At 48.4% G+C, this 18,159-nt stretch carries 10 protein-coding genes, 1 tRNA gene and 3 pseudogenes; 12 read left to right on the forward strand and 2 right to left on the reverse strand.

The window, feature by feature from the left end; genetic code table 11:
* The first annotated feature begins 8 nt into the window (after window positions 1-8).
* From P2G85_RS03460 to P2G85_RS03490, 7 genes are all read left to right on the forward strand, one after another.
* Window positions 9-1,238 carry an FtsX-like permease family protein gene (locus tag P2G85_RS03460; RefSeq protein WP_275862725.1) on the forward strand — a complete coding sequence of 410 codons (1,230 nt, stop codon included), beginning with the start codon at window positions 9-11 and terminating at the stop codon, window positions 1,236-1,238.
* Window positions 1,228-2,466 carry an FtsX-like permease family protein gene (locus P2G85_RS03465; protein ID WP_275862726.1) on the forward strand — a complete coding sequence of 413 codons (1,239 nt, stop codon included), beginning with the start codon at window positions 1,228-1,230 and terminating at the stop codon, window positions 2,464-2,466. The genes P2G85_RS03460 and P2G85_RS03465 overlap by 11 nt, the downstream gene beginning before the upstream one ends.
* Window positions 2,466-3,179: an ABC transporter ATP-binding protein gene (locus tag P2G85_RS03470; RefSeq protein WP_275862727.1), complete on the forward strand. Its 714-nt coding sequence runs from the start codon at window positions 2,466-2,468 to the stop codon at window positions 3,177-3,179. Before P2G85_RS03465 ends, P2G85_RS03470 begins: the two co-directional genes overlap by 1 nt.
* Window positions 3,160-4,371: a hypothetical protein gene (locus tag P2G85_RS03475; protein ID WP_275862728.1), complete on the forward strand. Its 1,212-nt coding sequence runs from the start codon at window positions 3,160-3,162 to the stop codon at window positions 4,369-4,371. Before P2G85_RS03470 ends, P2G85_RS03475 begins: the two co-directional genes overlap by 20 nt.
* A 99-nt stretch (window positions 4,372-4,470) precedes the next feature.
* Window positions 4,471-6,471 (forward strand): methyl-accepting chemotaxis protein, encoded by a 2,001-nt coding sequence (locus tag P2G85_RS03480; protein WP_275862729.1) that lies wholly within the window; start codon window positions 4,471-4,473, stop codon window positions 6,469-6,471.
* 214 nt (window positions 6,472-6,685) lie between these two features.
* Window positions 6,686-7,165 (forward strand): Dps family protein, encoded by a 480-nt coding sequence (locus P2G85_RS03485; RefSeq protein WP_275862730.1) that lies wholly within the window; start codon window positions 6,686-6,688, stop codon window positions 7,163-7,165.
* A 196-nt stretch (window positions 7,166-7,361) separates the two neighbouring features.
* A tRNA-Gly gene (locus tag P2G85_RS03490) sits at window positions 7,362-7,436 on the forward strand.
* A 202-nt stretch (window positions 7,437-7,638) separates the two neighbouring features.
* Here P2G85_RS03490 and P2G85_RS03495 read toward each other — a convergent pair.
* Together P2G85_RS03495 and P2G85_RS03500 are read right to left on the reverse strand one after the other, a co-directional pair.
* Window positions 7,639-7,758: pseudogene (locus P2G85_RS03495) on the reverse strand (IS5/IS1182 family transposase); the annotation flags it as partial.
* Window positions 7,759-7,992: 234 nt separating this feature from the next.
* Window positions 7,993-12,549, reverse strand: coding sequence for a PKD domain-containing protein (locus tag P2G85_RS03500; protein ID WP_275862731.1), 4,557 nt, complete (start codon window positions 12,547-12,549; stop codon window positions 7,993-7,995).
* A gap of 185 nt (window positions 12,550-12,734) precedes the next feature.
* On the opposite strand from P2G85_RS03500, the pseudogene P2G85_RS03505 reads away from it, so the two are divergent.
* From P2G85_RS03505 to ugpC, 5 genes and pseudogenes are all read left to right on the forward strand, one after another.
* Window positions 12,735-12,902 (forward strand): annotated as a pseudogene (locus P2G85_RS03505) (transposase family protein); the annotation flags it as partial.
* Between the two features lie 494 nt (window positions 12,903-13,396).
* Window positions 13,397-13,706: pseudogene (locus P2G85_RS03510) on the forward strand (reverse transcriptase N-terminal domain-containing protein); the annotation flags it as partial.
* An 841-nt stretch (window positions 13,707-14,547) separates the two neighbouring features.
* Complete coding sequence (locus P2G85_RS03515; protein ID WP_275862732.1) at window positions 14,548-15,879, forward strand: glucoamylase family protein; 1,332 nt, start codon at window positions 14,548-14,550, stop codon at window positions 15,877-15,879.
* 14 nt (window positions 15,880-15,893) lie between these two features.
* Window positions 15,894-16,853 carry a hypothetical protein gene (locus tag P2G85_RS03520; RefSeq protein ID WP_275862733.1) on the forward strand — a complete coding sequence of 320 codons (960 nt, stop codon included), beginning with the start codon at window positions 15,894-15,896 and terminating at the stop codon, window positions 16,851-16,853.
* A gap of 172 nt (window positions 16,854-17,025) precedes the next feature.
* The gene (ugpC, locus tag P2G85_RS03525) at window positions 17,026-18,144 is read left to right on the forward strand and encodes a sn-glycerol-3-phosphate ABC transporter ATP-binding protein UgpC (RefSeq protein WP_275862734.1); all 1,119 of its coding nucleotides are present in this window, start codon (window positions 17,026-17,028) and stop codon (window positions 18,142-18,144) included.
* The last annotated feature ends 15 nt before the right edge of the window (window positions 18,145-18,159 follow it).

The following is an 18,159-nucleotide window of genomic DNA, read 5'->3' on the forward strand; positions in this document are numbered from 1 at the left end:
CCTTAACGATGCTGATCAAATTGGCTTGGCGCAACCTCTGGCGACAAAAACGCAGAACTTTGCTCACGGCATCGGCATTGGCGTTGGTGTTGTTTCTTTCTTTACTGACCCGTTGCTTTCAGGAGGGGAGTTATACTGCCAATATCAAAAATGCAGCTAAGTTTTACACTGGCCTGATTCAGTTGCAACATCATGACTTTGCGGAATCGTCCAGTATTGATGACGTGCTTCCACAGAGTGATGCCTTTATCGCTGCCGCACGTCGCAACGACAATATTGACGTGCTTTTGCCAAGAGTTGAATCGGTTGCGCTGGCCGCCAAGGATGAGCGTTCCAAAGGGGTGATGGTGCTCGGGGTTTTGCCCGAGCAAGAGGACAAATACTCTCATATCAGCGATAAGTTGATCCAAGGCCGTTTTATCGCATCGGGTGAGCAGAGCGTTTTAGTCGGAGAAGGACTCGCTCAATACTTAAATCTTGAAGTAGGGGATGAGTTGGTGCTTTACGGTGCGGGCTACCGGGGCCAGACGGCAGCAGGGTTGTTTGCAGTCGCGGGGATTTTGCATTTTCCGTTGCAGCAACTGGACTCGCAACTGGTGTATATGCCGATTGACAGTGCCCAAGCGCTCTATTCTCTAGAGCAGCAGGTTACCGCCTGGGTAATTAATACCCGAAGTTTGCGTGAGCTGCCGCGGACCAAAACCGAACTGCAAAAAGCGTATGGGCAGGAAGTGGCGGTTAAGGACTGGCAGGACCTGTCTCCTGAAATGGCGCAACAGATCGCCCTCGACAGGGCGGGTGGGGTGTTCTTAATTTATATTCTTTATGGCATTGTCGGCTTTGGCCTGTTCGCTACCATTTTGATGATGACACTTGAGCGACAGCGAGAGTTTGCGGTGATGCTCGCCACCGGCATGCTGCGCTCAAAACTGCTTCTGCTGATTGGCATTGAATCCTTCTTTATCGCTATTCTCGGTATTGTTATCGGCATTATCGTTAGCTCACCGGTATTGGCATATTTTTACTTTCATCCGATAGAAATCACCGGTGAAGCGGCGCAGATGATGCTTGAGAGCGGCTTTGAACCTATTGTGCCGGTCTCGCTTGATCCTTACCTGTTGCTGAATCAGATTATTGTGGTGTGGGTGATTCTGGCGCTGTGCTTGATCTACCCTATGCTGCGCTTGCTCCGTCTGCCTATTGCTGCAAGTTTAAAAGGAGGAGCACATGCTGGTTAAACTGGCCTGGCGTAATTTGTGGCGCAACAAACTCCGTACATCAATCATGCTCGGGGCGATGGTGTTTGGTTTGATGGGAGTGATCGCGATGATGGGCTTTATGAATGGCCTGGTTGATAGCATGGTCAAGAATGCGATAGCGTGGCAAACCAGCCATATCCAGCTTCATCAGCCGGCTTATTTGGTTAACCCGGATCTCAAAGCGGTGATCCCGAGGGCGGAGTACTTGTCTGAGAAAATCGCTTCCCATATCCATGTAGCGCAGGTTTCAGAGCGTTTCCTTGCTGATGGGATGATCGCGTCGGCACGCAGCTCACGTGGTGTGCGTATCAACGGCATTAACCTGGAACAGGAACAGCACATCACCCCGCTGGCAAAGCATATCGTACAGGGAGAGTGGCTGAGTCCGACAGGGCGCAATCCAATCCTGGTTTCGAGCAAAATGGCTGAGCGCCTCAAGCTGCGTGAGGGCTCAAAAGTGGTGGTGACATTTTCCGATATCGACGGTGATGTGGCCGGCGCGGCATTTCGAGTTCGGGGAGTATTCAAAACTCCTTCAACCGCCTTTGATGAGGGTAACGTATATGTACGCAAAGCTGATTTAGAGAAACTGGCTGGCCTCACCGGCGTGCATGAAATTGCAGTACGATTGAAAAACAATACCCCATCAGCGTTAAGCGCTCAGATGCGGGCGATCTCGCACGAGATACAACTGCTAGGGAATAAAGACAAAATCGTGGTTCGCTCTTGGTCTGAAATACAGCCTTTGTTATCGAGCATGATGAGTACCATGGATGTGTCGAACCTGATTACGTTGGTGATATTTGTGTTGGCGATGGCTCTTGGCATCGTTAATGTGATGTTGATGTCGGTGTTTGAGCGCACACAAGAGTTTGGTGTGTTGATGGCGGTCGGAATGCATAAACATAAGATTCGTATCCTGATCATGCTGGAAACCCTGTTTTTGGGGGTGAGTGGCTGTGTGCTGGGTTTAGCCGGCAGCATGGTGATGATTTATATTCTTGGCCATACTGGGGTTTCTTTGGGGGCTCTGGCTGATGGCTTAGGAGCTTACGGTGTCGATACAGTTCTGTATCCAAGGATTGCCTGGTATGAATACCGGATGATTATCGTTACCATTATTGTCGCCAGTTTGCTTGCTGCCCTGTACCCGTCGCGACAAATCCTTAAACACCGGCCGGTTGATGCAATGGCGGAGAAACGCTAATGACGATTAAGTTAACTCAACTTTGCAAAACATATAATCCGGATAGTGAGTTTCCGGTTCACGCTGTTAAATCTGTCGATCTGGAAATAAAACAGGGTGAGTTTGTGGCTATCATGGGGCCTTCTGGCTCAGGTAAAACCACCTTGTTGAATATGATCGGTGGCATCGATTCACCCACGTCCGGGAGTGTAGAAATCGACGGTTGTCTGATTTCGTGTATGTCGGAAAGAGAGCTGATTGCTTATCGGCGTGACAATATTGGGTTCATTTTCCAGGACTATAGTCTGCTGCCGGTGTTGACCGCATTAGAAAATGTTGAGTTTGTGATGCAGTTGCAGGGCAAGAGCGAGCGACAATGCCGGGAACGGGCGATGTCGTTGCTCGAAGAAGTCGGATTAAAAGAACAGATGAATAAAGTACCGGGCAAAATGTCCGGTGGCCAACAGCAGCGTGTCGCGGTAGCGCGTGCTTTAGCACCTAAACCCAGATTTGTCATGGCAGATGAGCCGACCGCGAATCTTGATGCAAAAAGTACCGCAGAGCTGCTCAACATTATGGAACGATTGAGCTTACATGAGGGAACGACTTTCATCTTTTCTACCCACGATCCACGAGTGATCAAACGTGCCCACCGGATCATCGTGTTTGAGGATGGGCGCCTGGCGCGTGACTTCAGCAATATTGATAACCTTCATGAGCGTTATCATGCGTGATTTGGCCATGAACATCCGGCGCGGATGCCCGGCGTTGTCTGTGGCGACCATACTGGTGAGTTGCGGATCCGCGCTAGCCGCTATTCCCGGTTTAACCCCCCAGAAACAGTGGGACTTAGACGGTTACGTTAAATACATGGCGACGTACACCATCCCTGAGGTATCAGCGAATACACTCGACCATCTGATCCATCAGCGGGTTAATTTTGAGTACCGGTTTTCGCCAAACTGGCAGGTTAACCTGGGAATGCGAAATCGAGCGCTGTGGGGAGACGCTTTAGATAATCCATTTTACGCCCGGTTAATTGAGGCCGATAGCGGTTACATGGATCTCAGCCACAACTGGCGCGAAGATAAGGTCATTGTGAATTCGCAATTTGACCGCCTGTACCTGACATGGCGACATCAGGATTGGTCGGCCCGGGCCGGTCGGTTCCGGATCAACTGGTCGATGAATACGGTGTGGAACCCCAACGATATTTACAATGCTTATTCGATTTATGATTTTGATTATGAGGAGCGGGCCGGAACGGATGCTGTGCTGCTGAATAAGAAACTGGGCTTTGCTGATGGCCTTGAACTGGTTTTCTCACCTGCCTCAGATTCAGAGGAAAACAGTGCCTCGCTGCGTTACTTTGCCAACAGCCAGGGATGGGATTACCAGATCATCGCTGGTAAAGCACGTACTGATTATGTCCTCGGTGCTGGCTTTGCCACCGATATTCTTGAAGCGGGAGTCCGGGGCGAGCTTTCCTGGTTTGATCCGGCAGAGCCAGACAAGCCTGAACAACAAGCGCTGTCTACGACCGTCGCCAGTATCGAAGCTGATTACAGCTATGGAGGGAAGCGTAACTGGATGGGACGGTTAGCCTGGCTTTATATTTCCCAGCCACTGGTGGCATTCAGTGCCCGGGCGTTTCTCAGTTTGCCGCTTGATGCCAAAACTCTCAGCTTTACCCGCAACACCTTTTACGCGGACTGTAGCTTTGATCTGACCGCACTGAATCGTTTGACTTTTTCCGGTAGCTATTACGACGATCACTCTTATTTTCTTGGCCTGTCGAGCAACTACTCCCTTGCGGACAACTGGCAATTACTCGCCGTGTTACAGCATTTTAATGGTTATGCAACAAGTGTTTTTGGTGAAACTCCTGCTAACTTATTGTTTGTGAATGTTAAATTTAGCTACTGAATGAGAGTGGTAACAATACAATAATAACCGGGTTGTTACTGTTTAACATTTCTGTAATTGTGGTTATATTGAAGGCTCATCGTTGTCAGGAGTTTATGGATGAACCTTACAATATCAGGGAAGTTGCGCCTGAGCTTTTTGCTGTTGGCGTTGTTGTTTGTTACTTCCGCACTTATTACCTATCGCAGCATCAGTACCGTTGAGCAGCACTCTTCTTCATTATTAACCTCAGATTTACCCACCGTGGACATCAGCCGGGGGATTCAACAATCCGTTCAGGCATCATTGTCATCCGTTCGGGCCTATATGTTGCTCGGCGGGGATCAGCTGCGGCGAGGGGAGTTACATGCCGAAGTACAGGCCATCATCGCCGGCACGGACAAGGCACTGCCGGTATTACAAGCACTGATCCCGGAGCACGATTTTCAGACTATCGCTGCTCAGTGGCAGAGCGTAAAGCAAACACTGAACACCTTGTTGACATTAAGCCACAGTGACGAAAATCTCCCCGCTCATAATCTGTTCATTAATGAAGCGGCTCCGATCGCTGAAGTGGCACTCGATCAGATTCAGAGCTTAATCAATGAGGAGTCCGGCAACCAGGCGGGTGGTGAGCGAAAGCGCCTGTTTAAAGTCTATGCCGATAGTTACACTTCACTGGCCAATGCGCTGTCAGCAATGCGAGATTTTCTTCAGTACGGGCAGCAAGCCCATCTCGATAAGTATTATGATCTGATCCAGTCCCATAGCCAGTCAGTGGCAGAAATCAACGCCAAAGCGCATCTGCTTTCCAGCGACGGGCAATCATTGTGGTCACTGTTTAACGAAATGCAGCAGCTGTATTTCCCGCTTGCTGAACAAGTGATCAGTTTGCGCCAGTCCGGCCAATGGAACGGTGCCAACCAGCTGATGGAAAGGGAACTGTTGCCAGCAGCTGGCGGACTTGAACGCAGCCTGGAAGCCGTGGTTTCAGCTCAGCAGCAACGTGCAGATAACAGCGGTCAGGGCATTCGTCAGTCGATTCAGCAGGTGCTGATGTCGACGGTTGTTGCGCTGGTATTGGTGTTGCTGGCCGCAATACTGCTTTCACATTTTCTTGGCAGGAATATCGGCCGCAGAGTTGCGGATATCTCAAGCAGGGCAAAAAGCATTGCGGAGGGAGATGTCTCCCAACCTCCGCTGGTGGTTGAAGGGCGCGATGAGCTGGCCGGTCTGACGGATTCGATCAACCGGATGAATCAGTCCCTGGCTGATATTGTCTCCCGCGTAACGGAAAAGGCTCATCAGGTGGACAGGGGTATGGGGGCAATGCTGGATTCAGCGCAGGTAACCTCGACCAACGCCAGGCAACAGCAAACAAACGTGGTTGAGATGGGGTTGCAGCTGGCAGAGATCGCTCAGGCTACCGCCAATACGCTGGATCAGGCTAACCACACGGTATTGTGCCTTGCCGAGTCGAGAAATGATATCGGACAAGGGCATGGGGCATTGCAGCAGAACAAAGTGACCATGGAGACCTTGCATCAGACGATCGAAAACGCAAGCAAACTGGTCACGCAGTTAAGTCAGGAAAGTGAGTCGATTGGCCGGGTGACGGAAGTCATTGAGGGCCTCGCTGAACAAACCAATTTACTGGCACTGAATGCGGCCATTGAAGCCGCACGAGCCGGAGAACAGGGGCGGGGTTTTGCTGTGGTGGCGGATGAAGTCAGGATGCTGGCAAGCCGGACGACAGAATCGACCTCAGAGATCAACGGCATTATCCATGCGATTCAACACGCTACCGGTTCGGTGGTGCAAGAAATAGGACAGAGCCAGTCACTGGCTGAGCAGGGGGCCGAGCACATTGAGGCGGCGGTAAGCAAGCTGGTGACGACCACTGAACAGATCGATGCACTCAATGCGCAAATGGCGGAGCTGGCCGCCGCAGCAGATCAGCAGGCCCATGCGACCCAATCCATCAGCGCGCTGATGAACCACTTTACCGATTCAATTGGTGCTGTGACGGAAAACAGCCAGCAATCGAGTGATACCGCATTGCAGGTGAAACAGCAAGTTACCGAACTCAATCAGCAGATGGACCAGTTCAAAACCGCCTGATCCTTTACCACCAGTCACCAATCTAGCCCGGCAAGCCTCAGTTTGCCGGGTTTGATTTTTCCACTACCTATCAAAACCGCACTATCAATCGAAAATAGCTATCAACACTATCGGTACAACCAAATTTCTTTGCCAGTGGCGCTTCTCTACACTGTTCCCAACAGCGGCGAATACCGCACTGAATTTTTTGACAGATTTTTTAAGGAGCGAGCACATGAGTAATCAAGTTAACCTGATTGGTTTAGATCAAGAACAATCACGACAACTGGCGCACCAGCTTAACCAACTACTTGCCCATTACCAGGTGCTTTATATGAACACCCGTGGCTACCACTGGAACATTAAAGGCCAGCAGTTCTTTGAGTTGCACGTTAAGTTTGAAGAGATCTATACCGATCTTCAGACCAAAATTGATGAACTGGCAGAACGTATCCTGACATTGGGCCACACTCCGGTTCATGCATTCAGCCATTACCTGCAAACCAGCCAGATCAAAGAGCATTTAAATGCGACGTCAGGGCAGGAATGTGTACAAGGTCTGGTTGATGGTTTTGGCGTGCTGCTGCGCCAGCAGCGTGATATTTTAAGCCACGCCGGCGAAGCAGACGATGAAGGTACGGCAGCGCTGATGGGTGATTATATCCGCGAGCAAGAAAAGCTGATGTGGATGCTCAATGCTTATCTGCAGGGCTAACGGTAGTTTGGGGCCTGATTAGCCCATTAATGACTTATGATAGGGAGCCGGTATGGATCCCTTTTCAGCGTAAACTTTGCGTTACTGCACGCTTTTTAGTCGAACAGTACCCGATTTGGGTATTAAGTAATCACTTGAACAAAAAGGGCTTTTCTTTTTATTCAATTGTGGCATAGTAACAACGTCTTCACGATGCGCGGGCATCGTATAATGGCTATTACCTCAGCCTTCCAAGCTGATGATGCGGGTTCGATTCCCGCTGCCCGCTCCAATTCTTCTTCATCGAATAGAAATCCCAAACAATTGAAACTAAAACGCTTTACTGCGTGTTTTTGTGTATCTGAGATTTAACTTCCTAAGTAAATCTATACCATCAACTCTATTTGTTCATTTTCTTTAATTAGTCCGCAGAAATTGACAGGCTTTGCTGCCTAACTCAGTTAGAAGAAAAGTTGCATGAAGATGATTGATTCTTAAACAACATCTTGAGTTTTTGGTATATCTAGCCCCGTGAGTTTGTCCTGCGTTTTACTCACGGTGTAAGTTTCACCAACCTGAGCAATGGAACTTCTCATGTGTAGTCTCCCCCCTAACCGCCACTTCCAGTTGGTTGTTTTGTAAATAGATTTAGGCATGAGGCTACGATGACTAGTGAGTGTCGAGGATTCGAACGACACTCTTTGATTTAGTTCCATCGGTCTAGACAGCGAAGCTGAGCGAACGAACGTCCTCTTTGCCAATTATGGCAGAAGCGGGCAAGGGTTAAAGAGCAAGAGCAGGTTCTACTATCAGAAACGGCGAGTAAGAACCTGCATCAATGCTTATGCTTAGTTAATTTCAGTAAACCCCGGATACACGTGGTCGAGAGGGCGGTCTTCAGGGATATCTGCGGTGCTGACCATGCCAGAAGCAATTGTATAAGCGAACATCTTATCGTTACCTCCATTGGTTGCTTCGGCTGCCCCTATAATATCACCATTCGCATCTTCCATTAAAAAGCCGACGATCTTCATATCAGTGAGTGTCGCGACCGTGGTGACGCCAGAAGTCGTGGCATTAAACTTCATTAGCTTGCCGTTTTCCGTGCCGTAGTAAAACATTCCATCTGACGCCTTAATCATTGCGGTGGAAGGGATGTCGGTAAGGCCTGATACCACTGTGCTTGCTTGGGGAATAGCGCAGTTATTTGTAACTTGCATTATTGAACCCTGATTCGCGGTAGCACTAGCACGCATGAGTACATAGCCGACGTCGCCTGGTGACGTGAAGGTGACTTTGCGTACTGGGTTGTGATCGGCGTTTGTTTGGAAGGTATGCTTTCCGGTCGCTCCGCTAGATCCGTCGCGGCAATACAGATCTGTCTCAGTTAAAACCCAAAGGTTATTCTGATCCACCGAAACCTCATACTGAGGAAAAGTGTCACTCGTTAGGCTGAGCTCGGAGACTTTTGCAAAACTCGCATCGCTCGGGTTAATAGAATATACAACGTACCTAGAGGGAAACAGCTCAATGCCTTGACCATACAAGATGCCCGTATCGTCTGCTTCGAGACCAATCGCAGGGCGTATTTCACGAGACGCATTGACAGCGGTTAATTCACCGGCGCTTGAGTCGTAGATTAATGTCGCTCCCGTATCGTTATAATTCTGGTATGCTGCAACCGAGAAATAATAATCGCCGTGAGCGGTTTCATGAATCCGACCATACGGGTAACCGCCACGCTCAAACCCGAACGATGCCACGTCGATGGAACCGTCTCCACGATCGTAAGTTAGAATTGCCCCTACGTCCAAACTGCCCCCGTTGTAACTAAGAACCGATACATAGCGATCGTTGAGGCTATCTGAAGGATCATTGACAATAGCTGGATCGCCGAGGAAAAAACTTCCCCGCTCATCATTACCAACGATAACCGCTTGAGTGCTGTAGTTCGGTTTCGTCACCTCGAACAGTCGTGGCTGCGATAGACCGAACGAGCTTAGGTCGCCAGGGAAGTCGAGAAAGAAACTCATCGATTCGTCATTAACGCTCATATAAGCAGTCGATGTACGTGTCGATGTTGCCACACCCGTTATTTCAATTTTGGGGATGTTCGACATGCTCCGCACCAGTGTGGGGTTGGCTCCTATCGAGTTGGACTTATAAAGTAAGGGATAGTTGCCGTTCGCTGAAGCATTACACAGAATGTATACATTAGGGGAGTCCCATTCGAAAATACCAAATGGGTCAAAGCAATCTGGCAAAGTTTCTCCTCCGCCCAAGCCGTCTTCGCCCATGCCAGTCAGAACCGGCGGAGAAACTGAAGTGATTGATAACAAAAAGTTATCCTTAAAATAGAACGTCTTAGCACGAGAATAAATGCTATTAACTAACGTGCCGGTATTCCAAGGTTGGCTCAAGTCATTAGGGTCACTGGGCGAAAATTTGAGTGCTGGCTTGCTGTTACCGGTTCGACTAAAGCCGAATAAGCCAATCAAAGAACCATCTTCAGTCCACTCTAAATCAGGCAATAAAGTGGTGGTTGAACCGTTATAATTCGTTGCAGGTTTGCCAATTTCGGCAATCACACTGACCTTGCGATAATCAGGCGAGATCGGGTCCGTATTGATGTGAAGTACAAGCCCCACGTCGTTGTAGCCACCTTTTTCAGAGTAGGTGTACATCGATTTACCATCAGGGTGGAAAACGAGCGCGCGGCGCAGGTCTCGGATATAGTGCCCAGATCGATAGAAGCGCGGTATATCAGTGAACACAGTGACTTCGTTAGTCTCTGGATTGAATCGCGTAATCACCCCCGCGCCGTATAAGCCTGCATTACTCACCAAGCCGTAGACATGGCCGTCTGTCGGATGCGTCGCTAACCCCTGCCTTGGGAAGCTCCAATTGAAGGCCGGAACACCGTGGAAGCTCAGTAACTCGGTAATGTTGACTAAATCCGTTTCGGGTACACCATAAATGGCGCCTGTTCTGCTATCGCCGCCGGAATTGCTAAGAAACATTAAATTTTGTCCTGCCGGCAGTGGAATTGCGGCACCCTTAGGTGGATCAGTAATGTTGATTGACCTTACAACGACGTCACTACTTAAGGTGCCGTCATTTACCGTCAGTACCGCAACATAACTACCCGCCACATCCGCAGTAAATGTCGGGTTTGCACTGTTACTATCAGATAACACTGCCGAACTCCCGCTCGCTTGTAAAAGCGACCAGTAGTAGGTCAACGTATCGCCGTTGGGATCGCTACTCGAATCACTTTGGAGAGTAATCAACGTACCAGTCTTAAAGTCAGGACTGCCGGTGAACGTTATCACAGCGGTAGGTGCCAAATTGCGCTCGGTGTCGTGAACCATAATCACGTCCGGTAGACTGGTACTTTGACCATCGCTTACTACTAACTGAAATACAAAGTCGCCCTCCACATCGGGAGTAAAACTTGGCGTTGGGGAACTCGCATCGTTTAATTGGGCACTACTGCCCGCTGGCCGGCTCATCATCGCCCACGAATAAGTCAGCTTATCACCGTCCGCATCGGATGATCCACTGCCGTCTAGTACGGTAGATGTGCCCATATCGACTTGTAAATCGCGGCCGGCATCGGCAACTGGCATGGTGTTGGTAGCGGTATCACGGATTAGTACTGTATCGGTGTTCGACTGTCCACCTGCGTCTGTCACCGTCAACTGCAGTAAATAGTCGCCAGCAACATCAGTGGTAAACGTGGCCACAGCGGTTGAAGCGTTGCTTAGGCTTGCGCTACTGCTTGATGGCTGGCTTAACATCGACCAGGCATAACTGAGTGGTTGAAGCTCGGGATCGAACGACTGAGTACCATCAACAGTGACCAGAACTCCGTTGGTGACCGACTGGTCGTTTCCGGCGTGGGCGACCGGGGGAAGGTCGGTATCAGTAACTACAACGGTACTTGGCGCACTGGAGAGCGAACCGTCGTTAACCACCAATTGAAAAACATAAGTGCCTTCAACATCGGGGGTAAAGTTAGGCGCTACTACCGTTGCGCTGCTTAAGGCGGCAGAGCTTGAAGCCGGTGCTGATAGAATCGACCATGCGTAACTTAACGAGTCACCTTCGGGATCGCTCGAAGCAGAGCCGTTTAAATGCGCGACTTGACCGGCGGTTAGTTGCAGTGGTTTACCCGCATCGGCAATTGGTGGCAGGTTTTGAGTCGATACCGTTACGCTATCAACCAGGCTTGATTGAGAGCCATCGGAAACCGTTAGTGCCACAACGTACTGGCCATCGACGTCTGGTGTGAGCGAGGGATGCATAGTGTGAACGTCAGTAAGTACGGTGTTTGAGTTTTTGGGCTTCGATGTAATCGACCAGGTTGGCGTTAGTTTATCGCCATCAAGATCAGACGAAGCAGAGCCATCAAGCTGAACCGACTGGCCCACTACCACGGAAATGTCCAGGCCAGCGTTGGCTACAGGGCGATGAGTGGTTTCTCGAAGTGAGATCGTACTGGCATCGCTCGATAATTGACCGTCATTAACGATCAATGCGATGACATAATCTCCCGACACGTCGGGTGTAAACGATGTAATGGCCGAACTGGTGGCAGCAATACTAGCACTGCTGCCCGATGGGGCAGATACAACGTGCCAGTCGTAAGTTAAGGTGTCTCCGTCCAGGTCGGTGGATCGATTACCAATTAATGTAACCGTGTCACCAAGGGTGTAGGCTTGGTCGTTGCCCGCACTGGCCACTGGCTTAGCGTTTTGATCGGTAACTAAAACGCGGTCAGCGGCGCTGAGGTTTACGCCATCATCGACAATGAGCTCGAACTCGTAATCACCGGCTAGATCGGGCGTAAACACCGGAAACGCAGAATCGGCACGAGCGAGGGTAACCTTGCTACCCGAGGGCGAGGACACTACCGTCCACTGGTAGCTGAGTGGATCGCCGTCACCGTCGTAGCTGTGGCTGCCATCTAAACGAACCGAGTCGGTGCCGTTGTGCTTTTGATCGGGCCCCGCATTTGCCACTGGTATGGAGTCGGTATCGCTAATACGAAGGGTTGACGGCAAGCTGTCTTCGCTGCCATTGTTTACGATTAGCTGAACATCGTAATCACCCACCACATCGAGATATAAAGATGGGAATGCCGAGGTACTGTTGACCAATTGGCTGCCAGATCCACTTGGTGCGCTCGTAATGGTCCACTGATAGGTGAGTGATGCGCCATCGGGATCGTACGACTTACTACCATTTAATATTGCGGTGGCACCTTGTTTTAACTGAACCGAGTCACCGGCATTGGCGATAGGACGCTCAGGTGAGGAAGTCGATGTTTTTAAATGGTTGTTGTTATCACATGCAGCTAGTGGAATTGCGAGTAGTAAAATAAGATACTTTGCCCACTTCATAGAAATTCCTTTTCTGGTTATGTTGCCGATACTACTTATCCTAGGAGTGAATTAACATTTTAGTAGTGCTGGCGATCAATTATCAGAACAAGATTGTAAACACTTTTAACAATTAGCTGGCGCTTGAGGTTCTATTTGAGGTGTCAGTTCAATCATGAACGTATACTCACTTTGCATGAGCATACTTGTACATCGCAGTTTTTACCGCCCATTTTAGCGAAATCGCAGAACTACGTTAGTCAGCTAAAGCAACTTATCCTCTTTTCGATGTGTTATTCGTCACGGTTTTTGGGGTGATTGCGGGCGCGGAAGGTTGGTCGGCAACTTATGATTATGCTGAAGGTCACCATGAGTAGTTCAAAAACTAAGGCTTTTTTGTCAATGATGTCCCTTTTGTCATTGTGAGTTACGCCATACGCTAGCTAATCCGCATTTATCTAAATCATTAATTTGATTGACTCATTTGTGTCCGTAGCACGTGAAGTTGCATGAAGCGCTGTTCACCGCGATAAAAGTGAGCCGTTTGTATCACCAGACGAGCCTAAGGCTCTGAATAAAGCAGCGAGCCTGACAATGTAACAAAGTTTGGAGTAAAGCTGTGAACGGGATACTCCTCCTGATGACCACAAATCGGGTGAGTACTACGGAATCGGTATGATGAATGAAAGTGAGTCCATGTAAGGTGCGTTATGCGATGAAGCAGCGGAAGTGGTTAATAGGCTGTGGCCAAATGGCGAAGGGAGCAGCAAAAAGGCTGGAGAGTACTTTTTTGTGACCGACAGGCTCCTTGCACTATCGTGGGTATCTTACCTGATATTGCGCGACATGCGGAACACGGTAAGCCAGTATCCTTCCTCCTGGCTGCGCCCAATGGCAACCCCTCGACTAAAAAGGTGTTGAGTGCCATGTGTTAAGGCTCCAGATGAGCATCGCACAAGCAACCCGAGAAGGTAAACACGGATTACCGTGGATACTGACTCACTCGAAAGCAGTAAAGCTTTTCGCTGTTTGTCGAGTATCACAAAACAAAGCCAGGAATTGACGGAGATATTTGGAACTCCGATACGCGTCAAATGGCGGCAGTCAGTTTACTGAGCAGGAAAGGCTTTCGAGCCAAACCGCTTAGAGGAATCTATACCCCAAAGAACAACGGCAAGCCTAACCTAAACACCTTAAGTCTGGCTTTGTGCGCTGAACGGGACGGGGCTCCCCACTCTGTGAGCTTTCTGCTTTGCTTAAACAGCATACGGACGATTAGTAGTATGTCGTTTCATGGGCTGGATATCCCCTCGGCCATTTTAGTGACAATAGCATAGCAAAATTGTGTGGAGGCTTCGCCAACCAGCCATTGCCTTGCCGCCATGATCCCTGTATCTGCACATGAAATAAGACCGTTAATGTTTCATTGAAAGCCAAGAGTAAAGGTGTAATACAACATCTCACTATCGAGCTGAAATAAACAAGGCTGTATGGCAAGCAAGAGTGAAGAAAAGCAGCATGTTGCTGTTGCTACTCGTATCCACCAAATCGTAGAGGCAGCGGGCGTTGGTGTATAAGGCAAAAGAGAGATTTATGTTGTTATACGAGTCACACCATAGGTTTTGTTTCTTGCATCAGCGCAAGGAGATGCGTGGTCGCGGAAACAACATTCGCGCAGTTTAGTCGCATGGCGGGAGATGTCTGAAATCCGGTGTAACATGCAATGTTTAATTAATGATGCAACGTGACATATTGGTCCCATATGCAACTTTATTATCAGTAGTTGTGAATCAAATTTATCCCTATTATCACTTGAGCGCCCAGGCGTGAGTCAGTTTGTCCACTTCGAATAGTTGATGCCTTCTTCACGAAAATTTGCTTAAATGCTTAAAGGTTTAAGCAAGTTTTCGTGTCTATCTAAGCCCGTAATCACAAATGATTCAGTGGGATGTTGCTCGTTTTTGAGTTGTAATGGAGTATTGTAGGTGAAACGTTTATGCAATTAAGGATAGGACAAAAATGATAAAAAGAAGTTTATTCGCTGCCTCTACTCTTATGGTTAGCATGTCTTCGTTCGCTGATGTGACAATCACTGAACTCACGGTTAACCCTCAGCTGTATCCGGTTGGATTTGAGCAACATTTACAGACTAACCTCGACTTTTTTGTTGATGGGGTTGGGGTAAGTCAGCAAGCTAAAGTCCCTTATGACACCATTTTTGTCGACAAAGAGGGCAACATTAAGCATGCCGATTACGTTAATACGACCGAGATTGGCTTGTATTTGAATGTACTGGTGGAAGCGCATAAAAACGGAAATTCCGATGCGTTGATTCGTATTCATGAAACACTTGATGCATTAGCTGCTGCGCCAACTTGGAAGGGGTTATTCTACTGGCCTTATGACATTGAGGGAGACAAGCTCAAGCCAAACAAAGATGGAATCGTCCCAGCTGTAGATAATGCCAATTTGGCGTTTGCGTTAGCTGGTGTTGCTGGGGCTTACCTCCAATCAGAAAACACGTCTGAGCAGCAGGTTGTCGACAAGGTTGAAGCCATTTTGCAGAACCAGGTTGATGGGTGGGTTGAGTTGTACGATGAAGGGAGAGGGCTGCTTTATTCAGGTTGGTCGACAAAAAACAATGCTCATCTTTCATACCACATCGACAGAAAGGCAAACGAGAGCCGTCTAGCCCCGGTATGGGCACACCTTGTGACTCAAGGGCATGAGAAACAAGTACCTGCGTCGGCCTTTAACAACATGGAAATGTATACCCAGGATTATTACCTTAATGGTAAAAAGTTAACGCCAATGCTGACTTGGGATGGTGCGTATTTCCAAGGCATGTTGTCGATGATTTGGCTTGAAGAGCGCAAATTAATGCCGGACTTTTCCATCATTGAGGACATGACCCAAGTCCAAAAACATTATGCGGTACAGCACCAAATCCCATACGTTTCTTCATCGTCGACGGTTGATGATGGTTATGCTGCGTTTGGGGTGCCACAGTTATCTGAGTCTAAGGTGCGCTTCAACAATGAAATTACAGGTGGTGAAACAGGAACGCCACATGCGTTGGCGTTATCGTACATGGTTAACCCGTTTGAAGCTGTGAACCTCTTAAATACCCTCATTGATTATTACCCACAACTTGAAACGCCTCACGGTTGGTATGACGCCATCAACGCGAAAGGCGAAACTTCAACCAAGATCCTTTCTCTCGATCAGGGCATGTTTGTAGGTGCTTTCCTGTCTCCTGCGATCAATCAAGATGTGCGCACTTACTTGGAGAGTAAAGATTACTACTCAAGCATTGTTGATATGTACAAAACCTTTAAACCAAATAACTAACTAGGTAACTCGCAGTGAATCTAATAAAAGCAGTGAAATTGGCGGCAGCCGCGCCGCTACTGGGTCTAGCTCTTCCTTCGTTAGCCATGGCTGGTACAACGGAAGATGCCAGTGTTGAAAAGGGCTTATGGAGTGACTACGCATACAGAGACTTTATTCTGGAGACAGAATCTAAGGCGGCCAGTACCAGCAGCGCGCCGAGAACCCGCGCTCTTACCGGTATAGAGTACGAACGTGTTAACCAGCAAAATCAGCCAGATGAAGAGCTTCTGCATTACATTTACGCTGACGGTTTTACCCGAATTACAGATAACTTCAGTTTAGGTTATGTAATGAAGGAAATTCACCATAGTCGCGGTGGGGAGAGTACAGGGTTAAGCAACTACTCAGAGTTGATCCCAAGTTTTTACTGGCGTCAGAATGACAATGTTGCGCTGAACCTAATGTTGTCTTACGAGAAAACAATTGGCGAGTGGCATTATGATAAGTACATGGCTAAACCTGGCATTGACCTGAGTTTTGGCCGCCACTTTTTACATTTGAGTTCCGAGATCGGGTTTAAAGATCAGCGCCAGGGCTCGGGAAACCGCGGTATGTACATTGAGAGTGAGCCACTGTACTTATATCGTTTGGATAATGGCATTAACCTCGGTGCTAAAGTGATCTACGTTGAAGAGCACAATGACTTCAATTACACCGAGTTTGCAGTTAAACCTTTGGTGCAGTTCAACTTTGATAATGGCAACTATCTCGAACTGCGTTATGAACGAGGCACACTGGATATGGGCACCGACCCAAGTAATCGAGACCATTTTGATTACGATGTTTACGCCCTTTACACTGACCTGCCAATCAATGAAAATTTCTCATTCCTGGCTGATGTTCAAGTGAAAGATCGTAAAGCGAACCCAGCTCCGTGGACAGGAGACCAACTGGTCTGGTTCTCGAAAGTAGGTATTGTGTGGAAGTTTTAGGTAACCACATGTAATCGATGATGAAATGCCAGCATCTAGGGTTGGCATTTCATTTCTCCAACCTATATGCATTATTTCGCGGTTTTACAGGAAGAGCGTTTGTTCTGCTGGAAAGGCCAGGACTAAATCACGGGCGAAATAATGAGCGCATTTATCAATAGGAATGCAAATCATGGCGAAAGTAACGCTAGAAAAAGTAAATAAAGTCTATGAGAACGGTTTTCATGCCATTCATGATGTGAGTTTAGATATCAAAGATGGTGAGTTTATGGTTCTCGTAGGGCCTTCCGGTTGTGCGAAATCAACCATGTTGAGAATGGTCGCTGGTTTAGAGAGTATTACGGACGGGCAACTAGTCATTGGTGAACGAGAGTGTAATGATTTGCCACCGAAAGATCGTGGTATTGCTATGGTATTCCAGAACTATGCTCTGTATCCCCACATGACAACTTATGAAAATTTAGCCTTTGGCCTGGAAACGGCTAAAAAGCCAAAAGCAGAAATCGAGCGGCGCGTCGCAAGGGCAGCAGAATTGTTGGAAATTACCGAGTTGCTTGATCGAAAACCGAAGCAGATGTCGGGTGGTCAACGTCAACGGGTGGCGTTAGGCCGTGCCATGGTCAGAAACCCAGACGTGTTTTTATTTGATGAGCCACTTTCTAACCTAGATGCCAAACTACGTGTTTCCATGCGCCGTAGAATAACCCGTTTGCATAACCAACTTCAGGATTCCGGAAAGCCAGCCACGATGATTTATGTGACTCATGATCAGGTGGAGGCGATGACCATGGGTGACCGGGTGTGCATTCTCAATCAAGGCCGAATCATGCAGGTGGATACACCAATGAATGTGTACCATAACCCTAAAAATAAGTTTGTTGCCGAGTTTATTGGCTCACCAGCAATGAATATGCTGGAGGGGACGCTGGTGGAGCAAGCGGGAGTGGTATGTGTGCAGTTGAACGAACATATGATTGCTCTGTCAGAGCGTCAGCAAAAGGTTGCGCTTGAGTGGCTAGGTCACCGTATTCATCTTGGCATTCGTCCTGAGCATCTTTCAATATCAGAGCAGTCTAACCAGTATACCCTGCCCGCAAAAGTAGAGGCCAAAGAAGAACTAGGCTCAGAAGTATATGTTCACGTCGATATTTTTGGCAAGCCGGTAGTGTGCAAGCTGACAAACACTGAAAGTATTCCTGATGTCGGAAGCCATTGTCAGGTACAGCTCCTGGTTGAAAAGTGCCACATCTTTGATGATGACTCACAAGAAAATATCCACTACCTAGATTAAGAAACAAATTTGGAG

Source organism: Vibrio sp. CAU 1672, from assembly GCF_029223195.1.
Classification (GTDB): domain Bacteria; phylum Pseudomonadota; class Gammaproteobacteria; order Enterobacterales; family Vibrionaceae; genus Vibrio.